Genomic DNA, 23,372 nt, shown 5'->3' with positions numbered 1-23,372 from the left:
GGTCAGCTCTTCCCCGCGCTGAGCTTGTCGAGGATGTCGTGAAAGTCCTCGGTCTGGAACGACTGTTCCTCGGCGGTGGTGGCGAAGTCCAGTGTGGCGAGCACGGCGCGTTCGAGGTGCAGGTTGAGCAGCCGCTTGGTGGTCTCGACTGCCTGCCGCGGCAGCCCCGCGATCCGTTTCGCGCACGCGAGTGCCTCGCTCAGCGGGTCGGCGACGACATGGTTGGCCAGGCCGAGCTCCCGCGCGCGGTCGGCCGGGATGCGGGCGCCGGTGAAGGCGTACTCCTTGGCCAGGTGCAGGCTGGTGTGCAGCGGCCAGGTGAGGGGACCGCCGTCGGCGGCGACCAGCCCGACCTGGACGTGCGGGTCCGCGAGGTGAGCGCTCTCGGCGATATAGACGACGTCGCTCAGCGCGACGAGGCTGCAGCCGAGACCCACGGCGGGACCGTTGACAGCGGCCACCACCGGAACCCGGCAGCGCACCATGCCCAGCACGATCTCCCGTCCGTCCGCAATGGACCGCGCCCGCAGCTCGGGGCCACGCCGGAGCTCCTGGAGGTAGCCGAAGTCACCACCGGCCGAGAACGCCTTCCCGGCTCCGGTCAGCACCGCCGCGCGGGCATCCCGGTCCGCGCTCAGGCGCGGCCACAGGCTCGCCAGCCCCCGGTGCAGCGGGTCGTTGACAGCATTGAGCGCGTCAGGACGGTTCAGCGTGATGATCCTCAGTGGACCATCGGCGCGAACGTCGATCTCCTCCGGCAGGTCGTACATGTCAGGCTCCCAGCTCGAGGATCCGCGACGCGATGATGTTCTTCTGGATCTGCGACGTCCCGCCCATGACGCTCTGCGCGCGGCTGTACAGGTAGGCGTTGAACAACTCCGTGTCGCCGGTGCCGGCCACGGCCAGCGCCGCGTGCCCTACCGACTGCTCGACCCACGTCATGAGCAGCTTGTCCAGCGAGCCGTCCGGCCCGTGCACCACGCCGTCGAGCTGTTCGGCCAGCCGCCGCCGCACGTGCAGCCGGAGCATCTCGGTCTGCACCGCGGCCCAGGCGAGCTCCTCAGGGACCTGGTGGCGAACCCGCGAGTGGAGCTCTCGCACGAGCTTGCCGTAGCGTGCCACGAAGCCCAATGTGGACGGTTCGCGCTCGTGCCCGACGACGGTCATCGCCAGTGCCCAGCCCTCGCCGGGCGAGCCGACCAGCTGGTCCGCCGGAACGCGGGCCTCGTCGAAGAGAACCTGGCCGAACTCCCTGGTCACCCCGTTGATCATCCGAAGTGGACGCTGTTCGATACCCGGCTGTCGCATTGAGATCACGAATGCCGAGATGCCGCGGTGACGGGGCGCGTCAGGGTCGGTACGGGCGAGCAGCAGGCACCAGTCGGCGACATCCGAGTAGCTGGTCCAGATCTTGTGGCCACGCACGACGTAGTCGTCGCCCTCGAGCGTGGCGGTGGTGGTGAGCGACGCCAGATCGGACCCGGCGCCGGGTTCGCTGAACCCCTGGCACCAGCGCTCGGTTCCGTTGATCATGCCGGGCAGGAAGCGCCGCCGGAGCTCCTCACTGCCGTGACGGCCGAGGCCCTGCACCAGGTAGCCGAGGCTGGGCCGGGGCGGGGCGCCCGCCCTCGCCAGCTCCTCGTCGAGTACGACGTCGTAGACCGGCGGGAGCTCATGCCCGCCGTAGCCGCGCGGCCAGCACAGGCCGAAGAACCCGGCAGCGTACAGCTCCCGATGCCATTCGGGCTGCCGCTCCCAGTACTCGTCCCCTGATGCCGGGAACGTGCCAGCCCGCTCCTCGAGCCAGGCCCGCAGCCGGGCGCGGAACCCGGCTTCCTCCGGTGAGTCACGAAAGTCCACTGTGGATCTCCTCGAGGCGCGCGGGGAACAGCTCGGTGGATGTCAGTGCCCGGCGCAGGTGGACGTGGGCGAGGCACTCCCAGGTGTTACCGATGCCGCCATGCACTTGAATTGCCGTCTCGCAGACGGTCCGCGCGGCCCGTGCACAGTAGATCTTCGCCACCCTGGCGGCCTGGATCGCCTCCGGCGGGTCCAGCTCGTCGACAGCCCACGCGGCATGCCGCAGCACGCTCACCGAGCCTTCGATCAGGGCGAGGCCCTCGGCAAGCAGGTGGGCCACGGCCTGGTAGGAGCCGATCGGCGTGCCGTACTGCTCGCGGACCTTCGCGTAGTCGGTGGCGAGCCTGTGGGCACCGCGCGCCGTGCCGACCAGGTCGGCGCAGGTCACCACCAGCGCCAGTGCGCGCCAGCGTGCGGCGAGGTCGGCGCGCAGCTCGCCGAACGGTTCGAGCGGGCCGGCCAGCTCGGCGTCGTGCCTGGTCAGGTCGGCTCCGGGCAGCGAGTCGCCGACCTCGCCGCCGAGGATCTCGGCGCGTTCGAGCGCGAGCGCCCGCGGGAAGCCCCGCACATCCCGCGCCACACCGTTCACCGCGATCGTCGACGGCTGGACCGTACCGGCGATGTGCCGGCGCAGGTCGTCGGCGAGCACCGGCCCGAGGAAGGGCACGTCGACGAGCCCCCGCCCGAACTCCTCCGCCACGATGGCGACCTCCACGCCGGAAGCGCCGTCGGAGCGCAGCGCCCGCCAGCCGGTGGCGTCGACCGCTTTCTCCAGCCGCGCCAGGCGATCGCCGTCGGACAGCTCGTGCACGGAGCCGGGGCCGAGGTCATCGGCCAGCTTGGCCGCCGCGTCCCGCAGCTGCCGCTGCTCACTGGTCAGCCGAACGTCCATAGTGCTCCTTGAGGACTCGCCGCAACACCTTGCCGGAGGGCAGACGGGGGATCTCGGGTACGAACACCACGTCGCGCGGCCGCTTGTAGGAGGCCAGCCGTTCACCCACGAGGTCGATCAGCTCCACGGTGTCGACAGCACTGGTCGCCGCGACAGCCGCGACCACCGCCTCCCCGTCGGCGCCGTTGGGGACACCGAAGACCGCGCAGTCCGAGACCGCTGGATGCCCGTGCAGCACGGCTTCGACCTCCGCGGGCGCGACCTGGAACCCGCGTACCTTGATCATCTCCTTCGACCGGTCGGTCAGGTGTACCCAGCCGCCGGAGTCGATGTGGCCGACGTCGCCGCTGCGGTACCAGCCGTCCACAAAGGCCGGACCGGTGGCCTCGGCCGGCAGGTAGCCGGCCATCAGCGACTCGGACCGCGCCTGGATCTCCCCGGTCTCACCGGGCCGCAACGGCTCCCCCGTCTCCAGCGACACCACACGCAGGCGCACACCGGGCACGGCCCGCCCCGCGCTGTCGAGGCGGGCACCGTCCAGCGGGTTGCAGGCGATCACGGGAAGCTCGCTGGCGCCGTAGGCGGGGACCCAGCCGACGCCGGTCCGCCGCATCACGGTCTCGGCGATGCTCGGCGTCACCGGGGTCGCACCCCACATGATGTAGCGCAGGGAGGACAGGTCGAACGATTCGAGCTTCGGGTGGGAGGCGATCGCCAGCGCGATCGGGGCGACCGCCATCTCGATGGTGATCCGGTCGATTTCGATGTGGTGCAACACCGTGTCGAGGTCGAAGCGCCGATGCAGCCGCACCCAGGCGCCCGTATCCAGCGCGGTGGCGATGTTGAGCAGGCCGAGGATGTGCGACGGCGGTGTGGCGATCTGGATGCGGTCACTCGCGGTGAGCCCGAGCGCGTCGCGCCAGTGCCGCACGGCGGCGCCGAACGAGGCATGCGTGTGGCGGACCGCTTTCGGCAGCCCCGTCGTTCCGGAACTGAACACCAGGACGGCGTCGGCCGCGCAGTCGGGTTGCGCGAACGTGGCCTGCCCGGCGGCGATCGGTTCGTCGAGCGACAACATCGGCATCAGCTCGGCCAGCACGGGGTGATCACCGACGGCGAGCGCCGGTTCGGTGATCGACAGCGCGTGCTCGACCTCGCCCCTGCGCCACGCCGGGCTGAGCAACACCACCGCCGCGCCCAGCCGCCAGATCGCCAGTACCGCGACGACGAACTCCGGCCGGTTCGACGACATGAGCGCGACGCGATCCCCCGCCCGCAGTCCCTGGTCCGCCAACGCCGCGGCCAGGCCGTTCGCGAGGGTGTCGAGCTGGGCCCGGCTGTATTCCTGGTCCTCGAAGGCGAGCACGATCCGCTCCGTCATCGCTCACGGTCCATGGGGAAATGGCAGGCCGCGTACTGGCCGGGGCGGACCTCGCGGACCTGCGGTTCCTCGGCCGCGCAACGGTCCTCGGCCAGTGGGCAACGGGTCCGGAACCGGCAACCGGTGGGCGGTGACAGCGGTGAGGGCACGTCGCCTTCGAGGGCGGGCCCGGCGAACCCCTGGTCCGGATCGGTCAGCGGAACAGAGTCGAGCAGGGCCCTGGTGTAGGGGTGGGACGGGGCGTCGTAGACCTCGGCAGCGTCACCGAACTCGCACACCTTGCCCAGGTACATGACCAGCACGTTGTCACTGATGGTGCGCACGACACCGAGATCGTGGGCGATGAACACGACGGTCAGGTCGTACTCGGCCTTCAGGTCGGCGATGAGGTTGAGGATCTGCGCCTGCACCGATACGTCCAATGCGGACACCGGTTCGTCGCACAGCAGCAGCCGGGGGCCGACGGCGAGTGCGCGGGCGATCGCGACCCGCTGAGCCTGTCCACCGGACAGCTGCCGGGGCAGCATGCCGGTGAACCGCTCGCCAGACAAGCCGACCTTGGCGAGCACGTCGGCGGAGGCCTCGGCACGCTCCCCTGCGGAAGCGCCGGCGATCGCGAGGCTCTCGACCACGATGTCCTTCACCGCGCGGCGCGGGTTCAGCGACGCCACCGGATCCTGGAAGATCATCTGCATGTGCCGCCGCAGCGTGCGCATGCGCCGCTCGCTCGCGTTCTCGATCCACTCGCCGTCGAAACGGATCCGGCCCGCGGTGACCTGGTCGAGGCGCAGCAGCGCCCGCCCTGTCGTCGACTTACCGCAGCCGGACTCACCGACGATGCCGAGCGTCTCCCCCGGCAGGACGTCGAAGCTGACCTTGGACACCGCCTGCACGGTCCCCGCCTTGCCGGGGTACTCGACGACCAGATCCTCCACGGTGAGCAGCGCGTCGTCGCCGCGCAGGTGCGCGGTTCCGCTACCGGCCACCGAGACCACCTCCCGCCGGCACGACCGTGTGTTCCGTCACCGGACGGGTACACGCGGCGAAATGGTCCGGCCCGACCGGAGCCATCCGCGGGCCGGGGATACGGCATTCGTCATCGGCCTGCGCGCAGCGGGCTGTGAACCGGCACCCCTCCGGCAGGTTCGTCGGGTCCGGCAGCGCCCCGGGGATCAGCCGCAGCGGGGTGTTCCGCTCGTGTTCGAGCGTCGGGGTCGCCTCGAGCAGTGCGTGGGTGTAACGGTGCCGGGGTGTCTCGAACACCTGACGCGTCGCGCCGACCTCGGCGAGCCTGCCCGCGTACATCACCGCGGCCCGGTCGGTCTGCCCGGCCACGACGGCGAGGTCGTGGCTGATCAGCATCAGCGACATCCCCCGGTCCCGCTGCACACGCCGCAGCAGGTCGAGGATCTGCCGCTGGATCGTCACATCCAGCGCGGTGGTCGGCTCGTCGGCGATCAGGAGTTCCGGTTCGCACGCCAGTGCTATCGCGATCATGACCCGCTGCCGCATGCCACCGGAGAGCTCATGCGGGTAGTTCCGCAGCCGCCGCTCCGGGTCGGGTACACCGACCTCCCGCAGGAGGTCGAGCGCCCGGCCCCGCGCCTCGGTACGGCTCACGCCGAGCAGCCGGCGCATCCCCTCGGTCAACTGGCGTTCCACCCGAACCACCGGGTTGAGCGAGCGGCCGGGGTCCTGGAACACCATGGCGATCTGCTTGCCCCAGATCTCCGCCTTTTCCTTGCGCGGCAAGGTGAGCAGGCTGCGGCCCTGGAACAGCACCTCCCCCGAGCAGCCGGCGCGAGGCGGCAGCAGGCCCATGATCGCGCGAGCCATCACCGACTTGCCCGATCCGGACTCGCCGACCACGCCCAGCGCCTGAGCACGATCGACAGCCAGGGACACGTCGTCCACCGCCCGCACGACTCCCCTCGGGGTGCCGATGTAGGCGCGCAGATTGTGCACCTGCAGCATGGGTTCAGCACTCATGATCTGCCGTCGCCTCCGCCGTAGTTGGTTGCCGTTTACTGCGCGATCCACAGTTCCTCGGGCAGCAGCGAGCCGAAGCCGTACTGCACGACACCGTGGACGTTCTCAGCCGCAAGAACGGAAGGCGAGGCACGGGTGTAGAAGATCGTGGGAACCAGGGCGGACAGCCGCTCCTGCACCACCTGGTACGCCGCCTTGCGTTCCGCTACCGACGTCGACGTGCGGCCGGCCTGCAGTGCCTCGTTCAGCTGCTCGTCGTCGACGCCCGACATGTTGGCGGGAGACTGCCCGTGGAAGTTCGTCCACAGCTGCGGCTCCGGGTCCAGGAGCAGCGACGACGAGATGATCATGTCGAAGTCGTGCTCGGCGTAGATCCTCGGCATTCCCCCGAAGTCCACGGTCTGGACACTGACGTCGACATTGTCGAACGCGCTGAGCTGAGCTTGCACGCTCTCCGCCGCACCCTTGGCTTCCGGGGTGGGATAGCTCGTGAAGGTGAACGACACCTTCTTGCCCTCGGCGGCCAGCTCGTCGAACAGCCGCTGCGCGGTGGCTTTGTCCTGTGTGGTCAGCTGGAAGTCCGAATAGAACGGTGAGGACTCGACGAACAGCGTCGCCGGGATCTCCCCTTTGCCGTTGTACACGGCGAGGTCGATCGCCTTCAGGTCGAGCGCCGCGGCAACGGCCTTACGCGCCCGCTCATCGTTGAACGGCGCTCGGCGCATGTTCATGCTGAGCCCCTGCCCGCCGCCCAGCGGCTGCACATCGGCGGAGACGCCCCGCTCGCGCGCCGTGGCGATGCTCGACCAGTTGGTCTCGACGGCCACATCGGCGCCACCGCTGGTCAGGGTGTTGAGCCGCTGAGTGGTGTCGGGTGCGGCCCGCAGGGTGATGGCGTCCAGGTAGGGCTTGGGGGCATCCCAGTAGCCCGGGTTGCGCACCAGTTCGATCCTGTCCTGACGAGTCCAGGACTTCAGGGTGAACGGGCCGGCGCCGACCGGGTTTGCGTCGAAGGCCTGCGGCCCTGCCTGCAGCGCCTTCGGCGACGCGATCCAGTTCAGCTGGTTGGCCACCACCGCCTGGGCGTAGTTCGGGACCGGCGTCCGCAGTGTGACCTCGAGCGTCCTGGCGTCCACCACCTCGGTCGAGGCGATCAACGCGGCGTCCCGGATGGCCGTCGAGCCGGTGACGGGGTCCCTGAGCCTGTCCCAGTTGAACTTCACGGCCTCGGCATCCAGGGGACTACCGTCGGAGAATGTCAAACCCTGGCGCAGCATCAGCTCGAACGTCACACCGTTGTCTTCGGTGGTGAAGCTCTCCGCCATCTCGTAGTGGATCTCGCCGGTGTTCTCGTCGTTGGTCAGCAGGGTCCCGTACAGGGCGTTGCCCAGGACGGCATTGAGTGCCCACACGTTCGACATCACCGCGGGATCGAGCGCTCGCGGTTCGGTGATCATGAGGATGTGGGCGGTACCGCCTGCCACCGGGTCGCCGACCGGTTCTTCGGGGCTGCCAGCTGTCGGACCGCTGCACCCCGCCATGGCAGCCGCGGCGACACACGTGACCGTGGCGGCCAGGAAGCGCCCCTTACGGATCATCGTTGACCTCGTCACGGTTGGATCCAGAGTTCTTCAGGCAGGAGGGAGCCGTTGCCGTACTGGACAGCGCCGTAGACGTTCTTGCCCAGCACGGCGGCTGGCGAGCCACGGGTGTAGAAGACGCCCGGGACGAGCTCGGTCAGGCGCTGCTGCACCGCGTCGTAGGCGGCCTTGCGGTCCTGCTCGTTCGTCGACGTCCGCCCCTTTTCCAGCGCCACGTTCAGTTGCTCGTCGTCGATACCCGACATGTTCGACCGCGAGTCACCGTGGAACACCGCCCACAGGCGCGGTTCGGGGTCCACGAACAGGGCGGAGGAGATCACCATCTCGAAGTCCTTCGTCGCCACCAGCTTCGAGCTGTCCGTGTGGTCAATGGTCTGCACCTTGACCTCGACGTTGCGGAACGCGCTGAGCTGAGCCTGGACGCTTTCCGATGCGGCCTTGCTCTCCGGCGAGGGGAAGCTCTTGAAGGTGAACGACACCTTCTTGCCCTCGGCGGCCAGCTCGTCGAACAGCCGCTGCGCCGCGGCCTTGTCCGGCCTCACCAGCGGAGCGTCCACAAAGTACGGTGACGACTCGGTGAACAGCGTCGTCGGCACCTCCCCCTTACCGTTGTAGACGGACTGGTTCATCGCGCCGACATCGAGTGCCGCGGCGACCGCCTTGCGCGCCCGCACGTCGTCGAACGGGGCGCGGCGTGCGTTCATCGCCAGGTACTGGCCGCCGTTCAGCGGCTGCACCTCGGTGTCGTAGCCCATGTCACGGGCCCTGGCGATCGTCTCCCAGTTCGTGTCGATGACCACGTCGGCACCACCACTGATCAAGGTGTTCACCCGCTGGTTCGAATCGGTGTTGGTCCGCAGGACGATGCGCTCGAGATAGGGTCTGGGGGCATCCCAGTACCCGGCGTTGCGCACCAGCTCGATCCTGTCCTGGCGAGTCCAGCTGTCCACTGTGAACGGACCCGCGCCGATCGGGTTGGTGTCGAAGGCCTGCTGGCCTTTCTGCAGCGCCGCCGGGGAGCCGATCCAGTTCATCGAGGTCGAGACCACGGCCTGTGCGTAGTTCGGGACAGGCGCGACCAACGTGACCTTCACCGTGGTGGCATCCACCACCTCCGTCGAGGAGACCAACGATGCTTCCGGGATACTGGCCGAGCCAAGGGACGGGTCCTTGATCCGGTCCCAGTTGAACTTCACGGCCTCGGCGTTCAGTGGACTGCCGTCGGAGAACGTCAGCCCCTCGTGCAACCTCAACTCGAAGGTCGCGCCGTTGTCCTCGGTCGTGAAGCTCTCCGCCAGCTTGTACTCGATCTCCCCCGTCTCCGGCTTGTTGATCATCAACGTGCCGTAGAGGGCGTTGCCGAGGAAAGCGTTGAACGGCCAGGTGTTCGACATGATCGCCGGGTCGAGACTGCGGGGCTCGGTGATCTGAATGACCGTGGCGGTGCCGCCGGACACCGGGTCACCGGCCGCGTCTCTGGACGTGTCGGAACTCGTGCCACCGCACCCCGCCAGTACCAGGGCGACTGCGGCGGTCGCCAGTAAACGACTGCTCCGGATCATCGTTGACCTCTCGTCAGCTGTGGTGGGAATTCGGGGTGTCGTTCAGTCCTGCAGCGTGCGGTCGAACCGCTGCCGCAGGTGGTCACCCGCCTGGTTCAGCGAGAACACCGTGAGGAAAATGACCAGCGCGGGCAGGAAAACCAGATGCGGGGCGTCCGCGATCGCGTCCTTGCCGTCGGAGATCATCCCGCCCCAACTCGGGGTCGGCGGCGGAATCCCCAGACCCAGGAAGCTCAGCGACCCTTCCGCGACGATCAGCGCGGCCATCACGATCGGCAGGTACGCACCGAGCGAGGGCAGCACGTTGGGCAGGATCTCCTTCACCAGAATCCGGCGGTGTCCCGCACCCATGTTCCGCGCCGCCAGCACGAACTCGCGTGCCGACCACGCGAGGGTGTTCGCCCTCGCCAGCCGGGTGAAGGTGGGAACCACCAACAGCGACAACCCCACCAGCAGCGTCCGCACACTCGGGGTGAGGATGGACGACAGCGCCAGCAACAGGATCAGCGGCGGAAACGCCAGCACCGCGTCGGCGATCAGGCGCACCACCGCGTCGAGTTTCTTCCCGAAGTAACCGGCGAGCATCCCGAGGAATCCGCCGATGAGGAAACCGATCAGGCCCGCGACCGTACCGACCACCAGCGAGACCCGTGCCCCGTAGACCACCCGCGACAGGATCGATCGCCCCAGGTTGTCCGTCCCCATCAGCAGGTCCAGCGATCCCCACTGCGGGCCCTGCCGCGGCGTGCCGACCGGCGTGGCATACGACGCCAGCGGCAGGAAGTCGGCCAGCAACGCCATCCCGATCACCGCGACCAACCAGGCATAGGCCAGGCACACGACGATCGACCGGGCGCTGCGTACCTTGGGGACGACCGGTTCCGCCGACGCCGCGACGCGGCCCGCGTTCACCGCGTGGTGGTTCATGCCGCAGCCGCCTTCCTGACTCGCGGGTCGATCAACCGGTAGCTCAGGTCCACCACCGTGTTGACCCCGACGTAGACCACCGCGATGAACACCACCACTCCCTGCACCGTGATCACGTCTCGCGAGATGATCGACGTCGCGAGCAGCTGTCCGAGACCCGGCAACGAGAACAACGACTCCACGATGACGGTCCCACCGACCAGCCGGCCCAGGTTGATCCCGGCGAGCGTGATCAACGAGAACGACGAAGGGCGAAGGGCGTGCCGGAACATCACGTAGGCCGGGCTCATGCCCTTGGCCCTCGCCGCTCCGACGAAGTCCTCCCGCAACGTGCCGATCAGATCCGCCCGCAGCACGCGGTGGAACGCGGCGATCTCGATCAGCGAGATCGCGATCGCCGGCAACATGGCGCTCAGCAGGTTCTCCCCGAGGCCGTCGCTGATCCGCGACCACCCGGTCACGGGGAACCAGCCGAGCTGAACGGCGAAGAAGTAGATCAGCACCGGCCCGGCGATGAACGCGGGCACCGACAGCAGCATCGACGAGACGACGTTGATCCCGCGGTCGACCACGCTTCCCGGCCGCACCGCGGACACCACGGCCAGCAGGATCGATACGACCAGCGCGATGGTCAGAGCCATGACCGCCAGCTGCAACGTCACCGGCAACCGCTCGAGGATCGCGTCCATCACCGGCTGGCTGGTGAGCGGGGAGGTCCCCAGGTCACCCTGAACGGCATTGCCGAGCCAGTCGACGTACTGCACGAAGAACGGCCGGTCGAGGCCCAGCCTGGCGTTGAGTTCGGCAATAGCCTGCGGCGTCGCGTTCTCGCCCAGTATCACCGACGCCACCGAGCCGGGCGCCAGACTCAGCAGCGCCGCAACGGCAACAGTGACCAGCAGTACAACGAGGAGACTGCGGCCGACTCGGCCCGCAACGGTGAGCACCATTCGACTCGCTTTCCCTGAAGCACACTGCTGAGCGGGTGATGCCCGCACCGTGTCGTTCCGGCCCGGCACCGGCGACGCGGACAGGAAAGCTCGTGGCCCTACCGGTCAGCGTCGACCTGGCGAGAATCATATTCGCAAGTTCCGGTAAAGAAAAGCCTTATCAAGGAGAATGATGACCTCCACAGGTCATCTGAAACCCTCTGTCTTCTCGAGTCAGAGCGGCCTCACAAGTCGATCACCAGCGATAAGGCATGGGATTCAATCGCAACAAGCACGAGAATCTGATTCTCCACTTCTGGTCACCACGGCTCCGCAGCGAGCCCGGCGATCATCTCCCGGGTACGGCGTTTGGACGCGACCAGCTCGTCGCGGCCTTCGCCGATCGGCAGGAGCCGCACGGAGAGGTCGGTGACTCCCGCATCGGCGAAGCGCCGGAACCGCGCCCGGATGGCCTCCTCGTCGCCGACCGCACACAGGTCGCCGACGTCACGGGCGTCGCCGTGCCCCAGCAACCGCTGGTAGTTCGGGGAGATATCCGCCTCCCCCAGGATCCGGTTGGCACGCTCGCGTGCAGCGTCTATTTCGGAGGGCCGGCACAGGCAGACCGGGATACCGGCGACAATCCGCGGAGCCGGGCGCCCCGCCTCCGCGGCCGCCTTCGTGATGGACGGCGCGACGTGCTCGCCGACCGCGCGCTCGTCGGCCATCCACAGCACGGTGCCGTCGGCATGGCGGCCTGCGATCGACAGCATCACCGGACCGAGCGCGGCGACCAGCACCTGCAGCGGAGCCACCGGCGCGAGGTCGAGCGGGTTGTGCACGGTGAACGTCGTGTTCTCCACGTCCACGGAGCCCGGTCCGCGCAGGGCCGACGCCAGTACCTCGAGACAGTCACGGGTGTAGGCGGCAGGCCGCTCATAGGGAAGGCCGAGCATGTCCCGCACGATCCAGTGGTGCGACGGTCCGACGCCCAGCGCCAGCCGCCCACCCGTGGCCGCGTGCGCGGACAGCGCCTGCCGGGCGAGCGCGATCGGATGCTGCGCCTGAAGCGGCACGACCGCGGTGCCGAGCTCGATCCGCCGGGTCCGCGTGCCCATCAGCGACACCGCGATGAGGGCGTCGAAGTCCGTGGGGATCTGCGGGATCCACGCCGTGGCCAGCCCGGCGGACTCGGCCCACTCGATGTCCGAGAGCATCCGCTCGACCTTCTTCGCCGAGTCCCGCTTCTCGGGACCGATCATCACACCGATCCGCACGATTCCTCCTGTTCCCGACTTACATGAATACGCTACTTGCGTAGAGCGAGAATGCCAATATCATCAGTGAGAATCATACTCACGTTGCGCCCACCGAGGAGAACGATGCCCGCCACGCAGAACGCTCTGGCCGGTCGCACGATGGTGATGTCCGGCGGCAGCCGCGGTATCGGGCTGGCGATCGCGATCGCCGCGGCGAGGCTGGGCGCGAACGTCGTACTGCTCGCCAAGACCGACCGAGCCCACCCGAAGCTTCCCGGCACAGTGCACACCGCGGTCGCCGGCATCGAGGACGCGGGCGGCAAGGCGGTCGCGGTGGTCGGCGACGTGCGCCGCGAGGAGGACGTGCAGCGGGCCGCCGACACCGCCGTCGCGCGGTTCGGCGGCATCGACATCTGCGTGAACAACGCCAGCGCGATCGCACTCGACGCGACCGAGCAGCTGCCGGTCAAACGGTTCGACCTGATGCACGAGATCAACGTGCGCGGCACGTTCCTGCTGACCAGGTCGTGCCTGCCGCACCTGCGGGCCTCGGCGAACCCGCACGTCCTGACACTGTCCCCGCCGCTGAACCTCAGCCCGCGCTGGCTCGGCGCGCACCCCGCCTACACACTCACGAAGTACGGGATGACACTGCTGTCGCTGGGCTGGGCGGCGGAGTTCGCCGAGGCCGGCATCGCGGTGAACTGCCTGTGGCCGGAGACCTACATCGCCACCGCCGCCGTGGCGAACATGGCAGGCGGCCAGCGCCTGCTCTCATCCGCGCGCAGCCCGGAGATCATGGCGGACGCCGCCGTGGAGATCCTGTCCCGCCCTGCGAAGGACACCACGGGCAACTGTTTCCTCGACGCGGAGGTGCTCACCGCGGCAGGCGTCGCTGACCTGTCCCGCTACGGCGGGGGCGACAACCCCGAGCGGGACCTTTTCCTTGACTGACGCGCTCGCGATCGGGGAGGGAGCCGATGCCCGAGACCAACATCTCGCCCGCCATGCGCGAGGCCGTGGGTACGGAGCTCCTGCGCCAGGTGAGCCACCCGGTGAGCGAGTCCGACATCCGCCGGTGGGCGATTGCCGTGTACTGGCCGGATCCGCCGCCCGGGCACTTTCTCGACGAGCAGACCGCCGCCCGTACCGCACACAACGGAACCGTGGCGCCCGAGGAGTTCAACCCGTTCGCCTGGACGGTCGCCGAGCGGAGCACCACCCATCCCTCGACCAGGCTGTCGAGCAACGATCCCGATCACCTCGAAGAGCAGGCAGGGATCCCGGGGCCTGGGCTGGAGTTCATGCTCAACGGTGGCCTGGACACCGAGTACGGCGTGCCGATGCGCCCCGGCGACGTCATCGCCAGCGTCCGCAGGCTCGGGCCGTACACAGAGCGCGCGGGCAAGCTCGGGCTCATGTTGTTGAGCCGCACCGAGGACACCTGGACCAACCAGCGCGGCGAGTTCGTCAAGCGCGTGGTCAACACCATCATCCGCTACTGAAGCGAAAGGGTGTGCAAGCAATGCGGGTTGTGGCCGGTGACGAACTGCCGCCGTTCACGCGCAACACCGGGTTCGCGAACTGGAACCGGTACGCCGCAGTCAACGACGAGTTCGTACCGATCCACATGGACGACGAGTCGGGCAGAGCCGCCGGGCACCCGACGGCGATCGGGATGGGCAACCTGCAGTGGTCGTATCTGCACAACCTGCTGCGCGGCTGGCTCGGCGGGCAGGGGCACATCGTGCGCATCGAAGGCCAGTTCCGTCGCCTCAACACCAAGGGCATGACGGTCACCGCGCGCGGCGTGGTGACGGCGGTCGAGCAGGACGCGGACGGCGTGCGTACGGCGACGCTCGACATCTGGACGGAGGACGAGCACGGCAACACGCTGCTGCCCGCGAACGCCGTGGTACGGCTCAACTGACGGGAGAAGTCGATGACTGAAGCGATGATCATCAGCGCGGTCCGCACCGCGGTCGGGACCGCGCGCAAAGGCACGCTGACCGAGACCCCTGCGGAGGATCTCGCGACCCATGTCCTGGTGGAGGCGGTACGCCGGTCCGGTCTCGCCCCGGAACGGTTCGACGACGTCATCTTCGCCGAGTCGCTGTACGGCGGCGGGGACCTCGCGCGCTACGCGGCCGTGGCGGCGGGCATGACGCAGCTGGCCGGTCAGGCGGTGAACCGGCACTGCGCGGGCAGCCTCACCAGCGTTGGCAACGCCGCGGCCACCATTCGCGCCGGCATGGACCGCGCGGTGGTCGCCGGTGGTGTGCAGACGTCGTCGCTGAGCCCCACGAGCACCTGGCGCATTCCTGGCTCTGCGGAGACCGAGACGCGTAACCCGCCGACGTTCCCGCAGACGGAGATCGCCACCGACGACGTGTCGCTGACAGTCGGCTGGAACGTCGCGCAGAAGTACGGGATCAGTCGCGAGCGGATGGACGCGTGGGCCGTCCGCTCGCATGCCCGCGCGATCGCGGCGATCGACGCCGGCACGTTCGTCGACGAAATCGCGCCGATCACGGTGACCCGCAAGGACGGCACCGTCACGAGGTTCGCCGTCGACGAGCACCCGCGCCGCGACACGTCACTGGAGAAGGTGGCCGCGCTGAAGCCACTGCACCCGGAGATCGAGGGCTTCTCCATCACCGCGGGCAACGCGTGCGGGGCGAACGACGGCGCCGCGGCGCTCGCGCTGGCGTCCGACGAGCTGGCCGGGGAGGCCGGGCTCACCACGCTGGGCACCGTGCGTGCCTGGGCGGCGGTCGGTGTCGATCCCGCACTCACCGGGGTCGGCGCCATCGACGCGATCGTCAAGGTGCTCGACCGCGCACGGCTGTCCGTCGCCGACGTAGATCTGTGGGAGATCAACGAGGCATACGCGTCCGTTCCGGTCGCGACCTGCCAGGAGCTCCGCATCGACGAGGACCTCGTCAACATCTACGGCAGCGGGTGCAGCCTCGGCCACGCCGTCGCGGCCACCGGCGCCCGGATGCTGACAACGCTCACCCACGAGCTTCGCCGGCGCGGCGGCGGCATCGGCGTCGCCGCGATGTGCGCCGGCGGCGGCCAGGGTGGCGCGGTCGTCATCGAGGTGTGACGCCGGTCCGTCATGGACGCTGCCGTGGCAGGGAGTTGATCGCGCCGTCGATCGCGCCGAGGTTCGCGCCCAGCTCGGCGGCGACCTTCCTGGCCACGGCGATGTCCTTGCGGAGAAACTCCTCCACGGCAACGGTGAACGCCGCGACCGACCGTCTCGATGCGACACCGCCGAGCGCGCGGCTCGAACCGCTGCCGTGGGTGAGCGCATCGAGCAGCACGTGCTCGGCAACCCCCAGCCGGCCGGCGACGCGGACCGCTTCGGCGAGCAACCCGATGTTGGCCGCGAAGAGCGTGTTGTTGATCAGCTTCACCTGCTGCCCCGCACCGAGCGGTCCGACGTGCAGCACCGGGTCGCCGTAGCTGCTGAGCACGGGCCGCATGCGCGCGACCGCGTCGTCGGCACCGCCCACGAAGAGACTGACCCGGCCTGCCGCGATGTCATGCGGTCCCCCGCTCACCGGAGAGTCGATCACCTCGATCCGGCGCTCGGCCCCGTGGGCCGCGATCTCCTTGGCAACGCTGGGACTTCCCGTGGTGTGCACAACGACGACCGAGCCAGCCGGCATCCGGTCGAACAGCTCACTGCCGAGACACACCTCGCGGACCTGATCATCGTTGAAGACGCACACCACGACGGCATCGGCGCCGTCACCGGCCGCGGCGATCTCACCGACCGGCTGTGCCCCCTCGGCTGCCAGCGCCGCCCGCTTGTCCGCCGAGCGGCCCAGTGCCCGCACCTCATGGCCGGCGGCGATCAGGCGAGTCACCATCGGGCGGCCCATTCGCCCGGCACCGATGAATCCGAGGCGCATCACGACGTCCTTGTCCTGACAGGTGTCCTCCACTGTGGACCCACAGTCACATGGCTTCCCAGATTGCGAGCTTCACGGTGCGGCTGTCGAGGCTGTCGGTCAGCTGGAACTGCCCGCTGCCCGACCGCGTCGCGATCTCCTTCAACACCGCGTCGCCATCCCCATCGAGGTCGTAGATCGCGAGGTAACGGTGCTCGGGGACCGCGGCGTCGGGAGCGTGGACTCGATACCGTGCGCCGGACCTCACACCGGGAATGGTGAGCAGGTCGGGAAGGTGCACCTTGTTGTACCACTCGTTGTACTCGTCGTCGCGGCCGTCGCGGGCGTTGGAGAAGACCAGAAGCTTCATCGAGTTCCTTCCCTATGGTGCATGAGAATAGCGTTCTGCTAGCTTTAGAATATGATTTCTACAGCGGGGTGCGCCAGATGGATCTCGAACTGACCCCGGATCAGCGGCTGTTCCAGTCGACCACACGGGAGTACCTGGACCGGTCCGCGCCGATCGGTACCGTGCGCGAGCTCGCCGAGTCAGGTACGGGCTTCCAGCGCGACTGGTGGCGGCAGGGCGCGGAGCTCGGCTGGACGGCGATGCTCGTTCCGGAGCAGCTCGGTGGCGGCACCGTGTCCGGTTCACCAATGGCCGAGCTGGCGATCGTCGCCGAGGAGATGGGCCGCACGTGCGCCCCAGGCCCGCTGACGACGACCAGCGCCGTGCTTGCGGGGCTGGTCAGGGCCGGCGAGGCGTTCGCGGACACGATCGGCTCGATCGTGAGCGGCGATTCCGTTGTCGCGTGGGCGTTCTACGAGCCGGGTCGTGGCCTCGACCTGACCAGGTTCTCGGTCACCGCCGAGCCCGACGGCGACGGGTACCGGCTGTCGGGCTCCTGCGACCGCGTCGAGTCGGGCGACCAGGCCGACGCGTTCCTCGTCGCGGCCCAGTCGCCGGACGGACCAGTGCAGGTGCTGGTGCGCGCTGACGTGCCGGGTGTGTCGGTCACCCCGCTGTGGACACTTGACGTGGTCCGCCACACCGCGCTGGTGCGTTTCGCAGACGTCGCGGTGGAACCGGCGGCCGTGGTCCATCGCGGCGCGGACGCGACAGCCGCCGTGGAGGCGCAGCTGCAGGTGGCGGCCGCACTCGCGGCAGCCGAGATGGCAGGCGCCGCTGACCGGACGTTCGAGTTCACCATGCAGTGGATGTTCGACCGGTACACCTTCGGCCGGCCGCTGGCCTCCTACCAGGCGCTCAAGCATCGCATGGCGGACAACAAGATGTGGCTGGAAGCCTGCCGCGCGACGGCGGTCGCGGCGGCAAAGGCCCTCGATGAGGATCCCGGCGAGGCCGCGGAGGCGGTGAGCGCCGCGAAGTCCTTTGTGGGCAGTAAGACGCCGGTGGTCATCCAGGACTGCGTCCAGTTACACGGCGGTATCGGCGTCACCTGGGAACACGATATCCACCTGTACCTGCGGCGGGTCACGCTCGACCGCGCCCTGTACGGGACGCCGGAGGAGCACCGGCGCCGGATCACCGACCTGCTGGACAGGAGTGCGGCATGAGCACCCGAAGGCGACGACCCGCGAGCATCGCAGGGCCGCCCACGGCCCGAGGAGCGCAGCGAACGGAGCCCGTCGAGTCCTTCCGCACGCGCGCACGCCGCTGGCTGAAGGAGAACCTGCCGCCCGCGCCCCAGAACTACAGGTGGTACGGCGACGACGCGCAGTGGCCACGCGCCAGAGAACTGCAGAAGATCCTGTACGAGGGCGGGTTCGCCGGCATCTGCTTTCCGAGGGAGTACGGCGGACTCGGCCTCACCGCGGCTCATCAGCGCGCCTTCACCGAGGAGTCGATGGGCTACGAGATGCCGCTCTCGCTGAACGTCCCGACCTTCTCGATCTGCTCGCCGACGATCCTCGATCTGGGCACCGAGGAGCAGAAGCGCAAGCACATCCCCGCAGTGCTCAAGGGCGAGGAGGTCCTGGTGCAGTTCCTGTCCGAGCCCAAGGGCGGCTCGGATCTGGCCGCTCTGACCACCCGCGCGGACCGCGACGGCGACGTGTGGATCCTCAACGGCTCGAAGATCTGGAGCACCTTCGCCTTCGCCGCCGACTACGCCCTGTGCCTGGCTCGCACCGACTGGGACGCGCCCAAACACCGCGGGCTCACGATGTTCCTGATGCCCGTGCACACCGAGGGCGTCACCATCAAGCGGATACGGCAGACCAACGGTTCGGAGGAGTTCTGCCAGGAGTTCTTCGACAACGTCGTGCTGCCAGCCGACTCCGTGCTCGGCGAGGTCAATGGTGGCTGGGCCGTCGCCAGCCGACAGCTCTTCCACGAGCGCAACGCAGTGGGCGGTGGATCGCCGTACGTCAGCGGCGCGCGGCCGCGCGGTGGCGGTGAGGTGACCGACCTCGTCGACCTCGCCCAGCGCAGCGGTCAACTCGCTGACTCCCGGGTCCGCGAGGACCTCGGCGAGACCCGCGCCATGCGGCTGGTGGAGGAGCAGCTGATCGCGCGGGTGACACAGGCGATCAAGGCGGGGACGATGCAGCCCCACGCCAGCTCGATCCTGCGGCTCTTCCACGCGGAGACCGTGTGGCAGCAGGTCGATGCCGCGCTGCGTATCGCGGGCGCGGTGGGAGTCGCCGGTGCGCCCGGCCACGAACAGGAGCAGGGCGAGGTCGGCGAGGACTACATCTACCGGCAGGCGAGCGGGCTCGGCGGCGGCAGCACGGAGATGGCCCGCAACATCATCAGCGAACGGGTTCTCGGCATGCCGCGTGAGTACGCCGCCGATCGCGACGTGCCGTTCCGGCAGGTCAAGACCGGCCGGTAGCGAGGTCAGCGCATGTCCATCGCCATCGGCCGCCTGTTCCACATCATCCACATGACGAACGACGTCACCGCGCTCGAAGCGTGGTACGACGACGTGTTCAGCGTGCGGGAGTTCATGCCGCACAACTACTCGCGGTTCGAGCAACGCGACGCGTCACTGGTCGTGCTGGGGGACTGCGTGATCGAGCCCCTCGCCCCGGCGTTCCGCGTGCCTGGCTGGGAGACGATGCCGCTCGGGCGGTTCTACCAGCGGTTCGGCTCCCACTGGCACTCGATCGCCTGGTACACCGACGATGCCGGCGAGATCTGGCAGCGATGCACCGACGCCGGAGTGCGGGTGCTCACCGGGGGCGGCGCGTGGGCCGGCACGCGCCCCGGGGCCGACGGCATCATCATGACCCACCCCAAGGACACGATCACGCAGCTGCAGTTCGCCGGGCCACGGGACACCGTGCAGGGGCGGGATCCCCGGTTCGCACCGGACTGGGATCCTGACTGGTGGGTCGACAACCACCCGACCGCGACGCCAGGCCTCGCCTACACCACAGTGCTCACCCGTGACCGCGAGCGCGCGGAGAAGATCTACGCGGGCGTCCTCGGCGGCACGGTGCTCCACAAAGGATCGTCGACGCTCACCGGAACACACGACACGTATGTACTGGTGGGCGACACCGTGGTGCAACTGTCCACTCCGAACACCGACGGTACCATCGCGGCGCGGGACATGGCTGCCAACAACGAGATCCACCATGCCGCGGCGTTCCGCGTGGGTGGCCTGGACGCGACCGAGGCTTACCTGACATCGAAAGGCATCACGACACTGGCCCGCGACGAGCGCACCCTGCTCACCGATCCGGCCACCACCCACGGTGTCCCGTTCCGGTGGACCACGTGGGACGTCCCCGGCAGCCCCCGCGCTGAGCCCTGATCGCGTGGTCAGGCGGCCGTATCCTTGTCCTGCTCGAATGCGACCAGGTCGAACGTGGTGCGGGCACCAGCCGGGTCCGCTCCCCCGCACGGGGTCGCGCGGCCCTCCATCAGCTTCCGGGGCCGGACGTACACCGCGCACCGGGTGCCGGCGCCAAGCAGCAGCTCGACGCGCACGGTGCCGTCCGTGCCGACCGGGTTGTGGCGCAGCGGGCTGACACCGTCCACTTCGTACACGCCGTGCCGGATGCGGGCGTAGTAGTCCGCGGCCTGGACCGGCGCCGGCAGGCCGGCCCTGCCCCGCAACCGGTCCGCAACCACCCGTCCGGCAAGGAGTGCCTCGGCGAGGCTCCCGGCATCTCCGGGGCTGATGCCACCGTGGTAGACGCCGTCCGGGAAGGTCACCACGTTGGCCGCGAACCGGTGACCGCCGACGTGGGTCGCCTCCCACACCAGCCCCGGCAGTGCGTGGTCCAGGCGGTCGGCGACGGGCCTGCCGAACCGCGCACAGCACACATCACGCCGGCCATGGGTGCACACGAGCACCACTCGCTCACCGGTGCGGGCGCCGAAGCCCGGCGGCCGCCCCTGGCCCAGCGTCGCGACATCGAGCGCCGCGAGGTCACGCAGATCGTCCACTACCCGGCGTTCGAGCCAGGTGGCGCCCAGCCGCGTCCCCGCGGTGAACACGGTCACGGGCGAACTGCGCCGCCGTCGTGTCGGACGTATCCACTGTCTGCGGACCCCGGCGTGCCCGGCCGCCTCCCACACGCGTAGCACCTCACCGGCTAGCCCGGCGGGCGGCCCGGTCGCCGGCCACGGGCCCGGATGCTCCACGAGCAGCCAGGCAGTGGCGACCTCGGGCGCGGTCGCGAACACCGGTTCCTCGTAGGCCAGCCGCAGGGCGGCGCACCCCGCGACCCGGTCGCCCTCAGCGGTCACGACGCATCCCCTCGGCCTACGCCGCCACGGTGCCGTAGGTCTTGGTTTCCATGAACTCCTCGAATCCGGCGAGGCCCTTCTCCCTGCCGATGCCCGACTGCTTGTACCCGCCGAACGGCGTGTCGGAGAAGAAGTAGTTGCCGCCGTTGATGCTGAAGGTGCCCGTGCGGATTCTCCGCGCCAGCGCGAGCGCCCGTTCCTGGTCGGCGCTGTAGACGGCGCCGGAGAGCCCGTAGATGGAGTTGTTGGCGATGCGCACGGCCTCGTCATCGTCGTCGTACGGGATCATCGCCAGCACCGGGCCGAACACCTCGTCCTGTGCGATCTCGCTCGCCGGATCAACATTGCTCAGCAGCGTCGGCGTATAGAAGAAACCAGGGTCCACCTTCCTGCCGCCCGTCACCAACGTCGCGCCCGCCGCCACGGCACGCCGGACCATACCGTCCACTTTGTCCCGCTGCCGCTCACTGACCAACGGCCCCATGTACGTCTTGGGGTCCGCGGGATCGCCGTAGGCGACCTTGCCGAGATACCTCGCGACCTTCTCGGCGACCTCGTCGTGTTGCGTGCGGGGCACGAGCAGCCGCGAGTTGAGCGCGCAACCCTGCCCGGAGTGCAGGCAGATGCCGAAGGCCGCGTACATCGACACCGCTTTGATGTCGGCGTCGTCGAGCATGATCAGCGCCGACTTGCCGCCCAGTTCGAGGAAGACGCGCTTCACCGTGCTGCTCGCGGCGGCGAGAATCCGGCGGCCGGTGGCGGTCGACCCGGTGAAGCTCACCACGTCCACGTCGGGGTGAGTCGTGAGCATTTCCCCGACCTCCACTTCGGACGACGTGACGACGTTGACCACACCGGCCGGCATGTCGGTGTGGGAGGCGATCAGCTCGCCGAGCGCGAGCGTGACCAACGGCGTGTCCGGAGCACCCTTCAACACCACGGTGCACCCCGCCGCGAGCGCGGGCGCCAGCTTGGCCAGCGCGAGCTGGGTCGGAAAGTTGTAGGGGACGATCGCGGCGACCACCCCGGCAGGCTCCTTCTCGATCCAGCGGTGATGGCGCTGGCCCTGGTACTCGACCACGCCGAGGTCCTCGGTGAGCGGGTGGTTCCCGAGCAGCTCGGCGTAGTAGCGCACGAGGTCGATCGGCTCGTCGAGCTGGGCTCCGTGAGTGAGCTGGCGGGGCGCGCCGACCTCGGCGATGGTCAGCTCGCGCAGCTCCTCCTTGTGCTCGATGAGTGCCTGATACAGCTGTTCGAGACAGCGGACGCGGAACTTCGGGTCACTCCCCCAGGTCGACGTGTCGAACGCGCGGCGAGCCGCCGCGACGGCGGCCTCGGCCTGGTCGACCGTGGCATCCGGAGCCGCACCGATGACCTCGCCGGTCGCCGGGTTGATCGAGGCGAACGTCCGCCCCGCCGTGACCAGCTGCCCGTCGATGAGCAGCCGTCGCCCTTCCTGAAGGGGCATCCCCGTCTCCTCCCACATCTGGCCCGTTGGCTTCCGTATAGAGAATGGCATTTCCGAAATCTGCAAGCAATACTCTACAGTAGAGCGCATGAAGAACTCTCCTTCTGGCGTCGGGCGACTCGAGGGCAAGGTCGCCGTGGTCACCGGCGCGGGCTCCGGCATCGGCCGCGCCGCGGCGGTGCTGTTCGCCCGCGAGGGAGCGAAGGTCATCTGTGCGGATGTCAGCGGCCGGGAGAAGGAGACTGCGGCCGAGATCGGCACCGGTGCCGTTGGGGTACACGCCGACGTATCCAGCTCCCGCGACGTCGCCGAGATGATCGACACCGCGGTACGCGAGTTCGGGCGGCTCGACGTGCTGTTCAACAACGCCGGCTTCGGCGGGCCGCACAAGCCGGTCACCGAGATCGACGAGGCCACTTTCGACAGCCTGATCGCGGTGAACCTCAAAGGGGTCTTCCTCGGGATGAGACACGGGATCCCCGCCATGCTCGCCAGCGGCGGCGGGTCGGTGATCAACACAGCGTCGGCGTCCGCGCTCGTCGGCTGGAAAGGCCTCGCCGCGTACGCGGCGGCCAAGGGCGGGGTCGTGCAGCTGACCAAGTCGGCCGCGCTCGACTTCGCCAAGAAAGGCGTGCGGGTCAACGCGATCTGCCCTGGCATGACGTGGACCGGCCTCGCCGACGGCGGCGCCGAACCTGCCGGTTCCACTCCGCCGCCCGATCTCGTTCCCCCGCAACCCGTGGGCCGGTGGGGCATGCCTGCGGAGCTGGCAGCCGCCGCGCTCTTCCTCGCCAGCGACGAGTCCTCGTTCATCACGGGGACGGCGATCCCGGTCGACGGCGGGTACGTCGCCCGCTGAACCCCGGAGAAGAGGTG

23 protein-coding genes are annotated in these 23,372 nt (G+C 69.1%); 8 read left to right on the top strand and 15 right to left on the bottom strand.

From position 1 onward, the window contains the following. Positions 1-2: 2 nt before the first annotated feature. From ABZ863_RS18025 to ABZ863_RS17975, 11 genes are all read right to left on the bottom strand, one after another. Positions 3-770 (bottom strand): enoyl-CoA hydratase/isomerase family protein, encoded by a 768-nt coding sequence (locus tag ABZ863_RS18025; protein ID WP_358536711.1) that lies wholly within the window; start codon positions 768-770, stop codon positions 3-5. 1 nt (position 771) lies between these two features. Next, positions 772-1,860, bottom strand: a complete 1,089-nt coding sequence (locus tag ABZ863_RS18020) for an acyl-CoA dehydrogenase family protein (RefSeq protein WP_358536709.1) — start codon at positions 1,858-1,860, stop codon at positions 772-774. Beyond that, positions 1,847-2,752: an acyl-CoA dehydrogenase family protein gene (locus ABZ863_RS18015; RefSeq protein WP_358536707.1), complete on the bottom strand. Its 906-nt coding sequence runs from the start codon at positions 2,750-2,752 to the stop codon at positions 1,847-1,849. Before ABZ863_RS18015 ends, ABZ863_RS18020 begins: the two co-directional genes overlap by 14 nt. Further along, a complete protein-coding gene (locus tag ABZ863_RS18010) occupies positions 2,730-4,133 on the bottom strand; it encodes an AMP-binding protein (RefSeq protein WP_358536705.1) in 1,404 nt (467 codons plus the stop codon). Before ABZ863_RS18010 ends, ABZ863_RS18015 begins: the two co-directional genes overlap by 23 nt. Beyond that, the gene (locus tag ABZ863_RS18005; RefSeq protein WP_358536703.1) at positions 4,130-5,119 is read right to left on the bottom strand and encodes an ABC transporter ATP-binding protein; all 990 of its coding nucleotides are present in this window, start codon (positions 5,117-5,119) and stop codon (positions 4,130-4,132) included. The genes ABZ863_RS18010 and ABZ863_RS18005 overlap by 4 nt, the downstream gene beginning before the upstream one ends. Then, positions 5,109-6,122, bottom strand: coding sequence for an ABC transporter ATP-binding protein (locus tag ABZ863_RS18000; protein ID WP_358536701.1), 1,014 nt, complete (start codon positions 6,120-6,122; stop codon positions 5,109-5,111). The genes ABZ863_RS18005 and ABZ863_RS18000 overlap by 11 nt, the downstream gene beginning before the upstream one ends. 35 nt (positions 6,123-6,157) lie before the next feature. Beyond that, positions 6,158-7,720 carry an ABC transporter substrate-binding protein gene (locus ABZ863_RS17995; protein WP_358536699.1) on the bottom strand — a complete coding sequence of 521 codons (1,563 nt, stop codon included), beginning with the start codon at positions 7,718-7,720 and terminating at the stop codon, positions 6,158-6,160. 11 nt (positions 7,721-7,731) lie between these two features. Beyond that, complete coding sequence (locus ABZ863_RS17990; RefSeq protein WP_358536697.1) at positions 7,732-9,285, bottom strand: ABC transporter substrate-binding protein; 1,554 nt, start codon at positions 9,283-9,285, stop codon at positions 7,732-7,734. Between the two features lie 42 nt (positions 9,286-9,327). Next, the gene (locus ABZ863_RS17985; RefSeq protein WP_358536695.1) at positions 9,328-10,212 is read right to left on the bottom strand and encodes an ABC transporter permease; all 885 of its coding nucleotides are present in this window, start codon (positions 10,210-10,212) and stop codon (positions 9,328-9,330) included. Further along, entirely contained in the window at positions 10,209-11,162 is a 954-nt protein-coding gene (locus ABZ863_RS17980) for an ABC transporter permease (RefSeq protein ID WP_358536693.1), read from the bottom strand. The genes ABZ863_RS17985 and ABZ863_RS17980 overlap by 4 nt, the downstream gene beginning before the upstream one ends. Positions 11,163-11,461: 299 nt before the next feature. Then, on the bottom strand, positions 11,462-12,418 hold the full coding sequence (locus ABZ863_RS17975; RefSeq protein ID WP_358536690.1) for a TIGR03564 family F420-dependent LLM class oxidoreductase: 957 nt from the start codon (positions 12,416-12,418) through the stop codon (positions 11,462-11,464). A gap of 105 nt (positions 12,419-12,523) precedes the next feature. Here ABZ863_RS17975 and ABZ863_RS17970 point away from each other — a divergent pair, with 105 nt between their 5' ends. The 4 genes from ABZ863_RS17970 to ABZ863_RS17955 are packed head-to-tail and all read left to right on the top strand — an operon-like array spanning position 12,524 to position 15,509. Further along, positions 12,524-13,354 (top strand): NAD(P)-dependent oxidoreductase, encoded by an 831-nt coding sequence (locus ABZ863_RS17970; protein WP_358536688.1) that lies wholly within the window; start codon positions 12,524-12,526, stop codon positions 13,352-13,354. A gap of 26 nt (positions 13,355-13,380) precedes the next feature. Beyond that, the gene (locus ABZ863_RS17965; protein ID WP_358536686.1) at positions 13,381-13,905 is read left to right on the top strand and encodes a MaoC family dehydratase N-terminal domain-containing protein; all 525 of its coding nucleotides are present in this window, start codon (positions 13,381-13,383) and stop codon (positions 13,903-13,905) included. 20 nt (positions 13,906-13,925) lie between these two features. Further along, positions 13,926-14,330: a hypothetical protein gene (locus ABZ863_RS17960; protein WP_358536684.1), complete on the top strand. Its 405-nt coding sequence runs from the start codon at positions 13,926-13,928 to the stop codon at positions 14,328-14,330. A gap of 12 nt (positions 14,331-14,342) precedes the next feature. Next, entirely contained in the window at positions 14,343-15,509 is a 1,167-nt protein-coding gene (locus tag ABZ863_RS17955) for a thiolase family protein (RefSeq protein WP_358536682.1), read from the top strand. A 10-nt stretch (positions 15,510-15,519) separates the two neighbouring features. Here the strand turns inward: ABZ863_RS17955 and ABZ863_RS17950 are convergent, their stop codons facing one another. Then, positions 15,520-16,323 (bottom strand): NAD(P)-dependent oxidoreductase, encoded by an 804-nt coding sequence (locus ABZ863_RS17950; protein WP_358536680.1) that lies wholly within the window; start codon positions 16,321-16,323, stop codon positions 15,520-15,522. Between the two features lie 46 nt (positions 16,324-16,369). Beyond that, positions 16,370-16,672, bottom strand: a complete 303-nt coding sequence (locus ABZ863_RS17945; protein WP_358536678.1) for a hypothetical protein — start codon at positions 16,670-16,672, stop codon at positions 16,370-16,372. 77 nt (positions 16,673-16,749) lie between these two features. Between ABZ863_RS17945 and ABZ863_RS17940 the strand changes: the two genes are divergently transcribed. Genes ABZ863_RS17940 through ABZ863_RS17930 form a run of 3 tightly spaced genes read left to right on the top strand, consistent with a single transcriptional unit; the run spans position 16,750 to position 20,087 of the window. Continuing rightward, positions 16,750-17,880 carry an acyl-CoA dehydrogenase family protein gene (locus tag ABZ863_RS17940; protein WP_358536676.1) on the top strand — a complete coding sequence of 377 codons (1,131 nt, stop codon included), beginning with the start codon at positions 16,750-16,752 and terminating at the stop codon, positions 17,878-17,880. Further along, positions 17,877-19,160 carry an acyl-CoA dehydrogenase family protein gene (locus ABZ863_RS17935; protein ID WP_358536674.1) on the top strand — a complete coding sequence of 428 codons (1,284 nt, stop codon included), beginning with the start codon at positions 17,877-17,879 and terminating at the stop codon, positions 19,158-19,160. Before ABZ863_RS17940 ends, ABZ863_RS17935 begins: the two co-directional genes overlap by 4 nt. Before the next feature lie 12 nt (positions 19,161-19,172). Further along, positions 19,173-20,087 carry a VOC family protein gene (locus tag ABZ863_RS17930; protein ID WP_358536672.1) on the top strand — a complete coding sequence of 305 codons (915 nt, stop codon included), beginning with the start codon at positions 19,173-19,175 and terminating at the stop codon, positions 20,085-20,087. Positions 20,088-20,095: 8 nt separating this feature from the next. Here the strand turns inward: ABZ863_RS17930 and ABZ863_RS17925 are convergent, their stop codons facing one another. Further along, a complete protein-coding gene (locus ABZ863_RS17925) occupies positions 20,096-21,028 on the bottom strand; it encodes a sucrase ferredoxin (RefSeq protein WP_358536669.1) in 933 nt (310 codons plus the stop codon). Positions 21,029-21,044: 16 nt separating this feature from the next. Beyond that, entirely contained in the window at positions 21,045-22,496 is a 1,452-nt protein-coding gene (locus tag ABZ863_RS17920) for an aldehyde dehydrogenase family protein (RefSeq protein WP_358536666.1), read from the bottom strand. 88 nt (positions 22,497-22,584) lie between these two features. Between ABZ863_RS17920 and ABZ863_RS17915 the strand changes: the two genes are divergently transcribed. Then, positions 22,585-23,355, top strand: a complete 771-nt coding sequence (locus ABZ863_RS17915; protein ID WP_358536663.1) for a glucose 1-dehydrogenase — start codon at positions 22,585-22,587, stop codon at positions 23,353-23,355. Positions 23,356-23,372: the final 17 nt, after the last annotated feature.

The sequence above is a fragment of the Saccharomonospora sp. NPDC046836 genome (genome assembly GCF_040645195.1).
GTDB lineage: Bacteria > Actinomycetota > Actinomycetes > Mycobacteriales > Pseudonocardiaceae > Prauserella_A.
Note: the sequence above shows the minus strand (reverse complement) of the source record. Positions and strands in the feature narration are given on the sequence as shown.

Bases quoted from the DNA above. Each gene is read 5' to 3' on its own strand.
- ABZ863_RS17950 (WP_358536680.1), bottom strand. From the start codon at position 16,323: ATGCGCCTCGGATTCATCGGTGCCGGGCGAATGGGCCGCCCGATGGTG.
- ABZ863_RS17980 (WP_358536693.1), bottom strand. From the start codon at position 11,162: ATGGTGCTCACCGTTGCGGGCCGAGTCGGCCGCAGTCTCCTCGTTGTA.
- ABZ863_RS17940 (WP_358536676.1), top strand. From the start codon at position 16,750: ATGGATCTCGAACTGACCCCGGATCAGCGGCTGTTCCAGTCGACCACA.
- ABZ863_RS18010 (WP_358536705.1), bottom strand. From the start codon at position 4,133: ATGACGGAGCGGATCGTGCTCGCCTTCGAGGACCAGGAATACAGCCGG.
- ABZ863_RS17930 (WP_358536672.1), top strand. From the start codon at position 19,173: ATGTCCATCGCCATCGGCCGCCTGTTCCACATCATCCACATGACGAAC.
- ABZ863_RS17920 (WP_358536666.1), bottom strand. From the start codon at position 22,496: ATGCCCCTTCAGGAAGGGCGACGGCTGCTCATCGACGGGCAGCTGGTC.
- ABZ863_RS17970 (WP_358536688.1), top strand. From the start codon at position 12,524: ATGCCCGCCACGCAGAACGCTCTGGCCGGTCGCACGATGGTGATGTCC.
- ABZ863_RS17960 (WP_358536684.1), top strand. From the start codon at position 13,926: ATGCGGGTTGTGGCCGGTGACGAACTGCCGCCGTTCACGCGCAACACC.
- ABZ863_RS17955 (WP_358536682.1), top strand. From the start codon at position 14,343: ATGACTGAAGCGATGATCATCAGCGCGGTCCGCACCGCGGTCGGGACC.
- ABZ863_RS17935 (WP_358536674.1), top strand. From the start codon at position 17,877: ATGAGCACCCGAAGGCGACGACCCGCGAGCATCGCAGGGCCGCCCACG.
- ABZ863_RS17915 (WP_358536663.1), top strand. From the start codon at position 22,585: ATGAAGAACTCTCCTTCTGGCGTCGGGCGACTCGAGGGCAAGGTCGCC.
- ABZ863_RS17965 (WP_358536686.1), top strand. From the start codon at position 13,381: ATGCCCGAGACCAACATCTCGCCCGCCATGCGCGAGGCCGTGGGTACG.
- ABZ863_RS17985 (WP_358536695.1), bottom strand. From the start codon at position 10,212: ATGAACCACCACGCGGTGAACGCGGGCCGCGTCGCGGCGTCGGCGGAA.
- ABZ863_RS18025 (WP_358536711.1), bottom strand. From the start codon at position 770: ATGTACGACCTGCCGGAGGAGATCGACGTTCGCGCCGATGGTCCACTG.
- ABZ863_RS17945 (WP_358536678.1), bottom strand. From the start codon at position 16,672: ATGAAGCTTCTGGTCTTCTCCAACGCCCGCGACGGCCGCGACGACGAG.
- ABZ863_RS17990 (WP_358536697.1), bottom strand. From the start codon at position 9,285: ATGATCCGGAGCAGTCGTTTACTGGCGACCGCCGCAGTCGCCCTGGTA.
- ABZ863_RS18000 (WP_358536701.1), bottom strand. From the start codon at position 6,122: ATGAGTGCTGAACCCATGCTGCAGGTGCACAATCTGCGCGCCTACATC.
- ABZ863_RS18015 (WP_358536707.1), bottom strand. From the start codon at position 2,752: ATGGACGTTCGGCTGACCAGTGAGCAGCGGCAGCTGCGGGACGCGGCG.
- ABZ863_RS17995 (WP_358536699.1), bottom strand. From the start codon at position 7,720: ATGATCCGTAAGGGGCGCTTCCTGGCCGCCACGGTCACGTGTGTCGCC.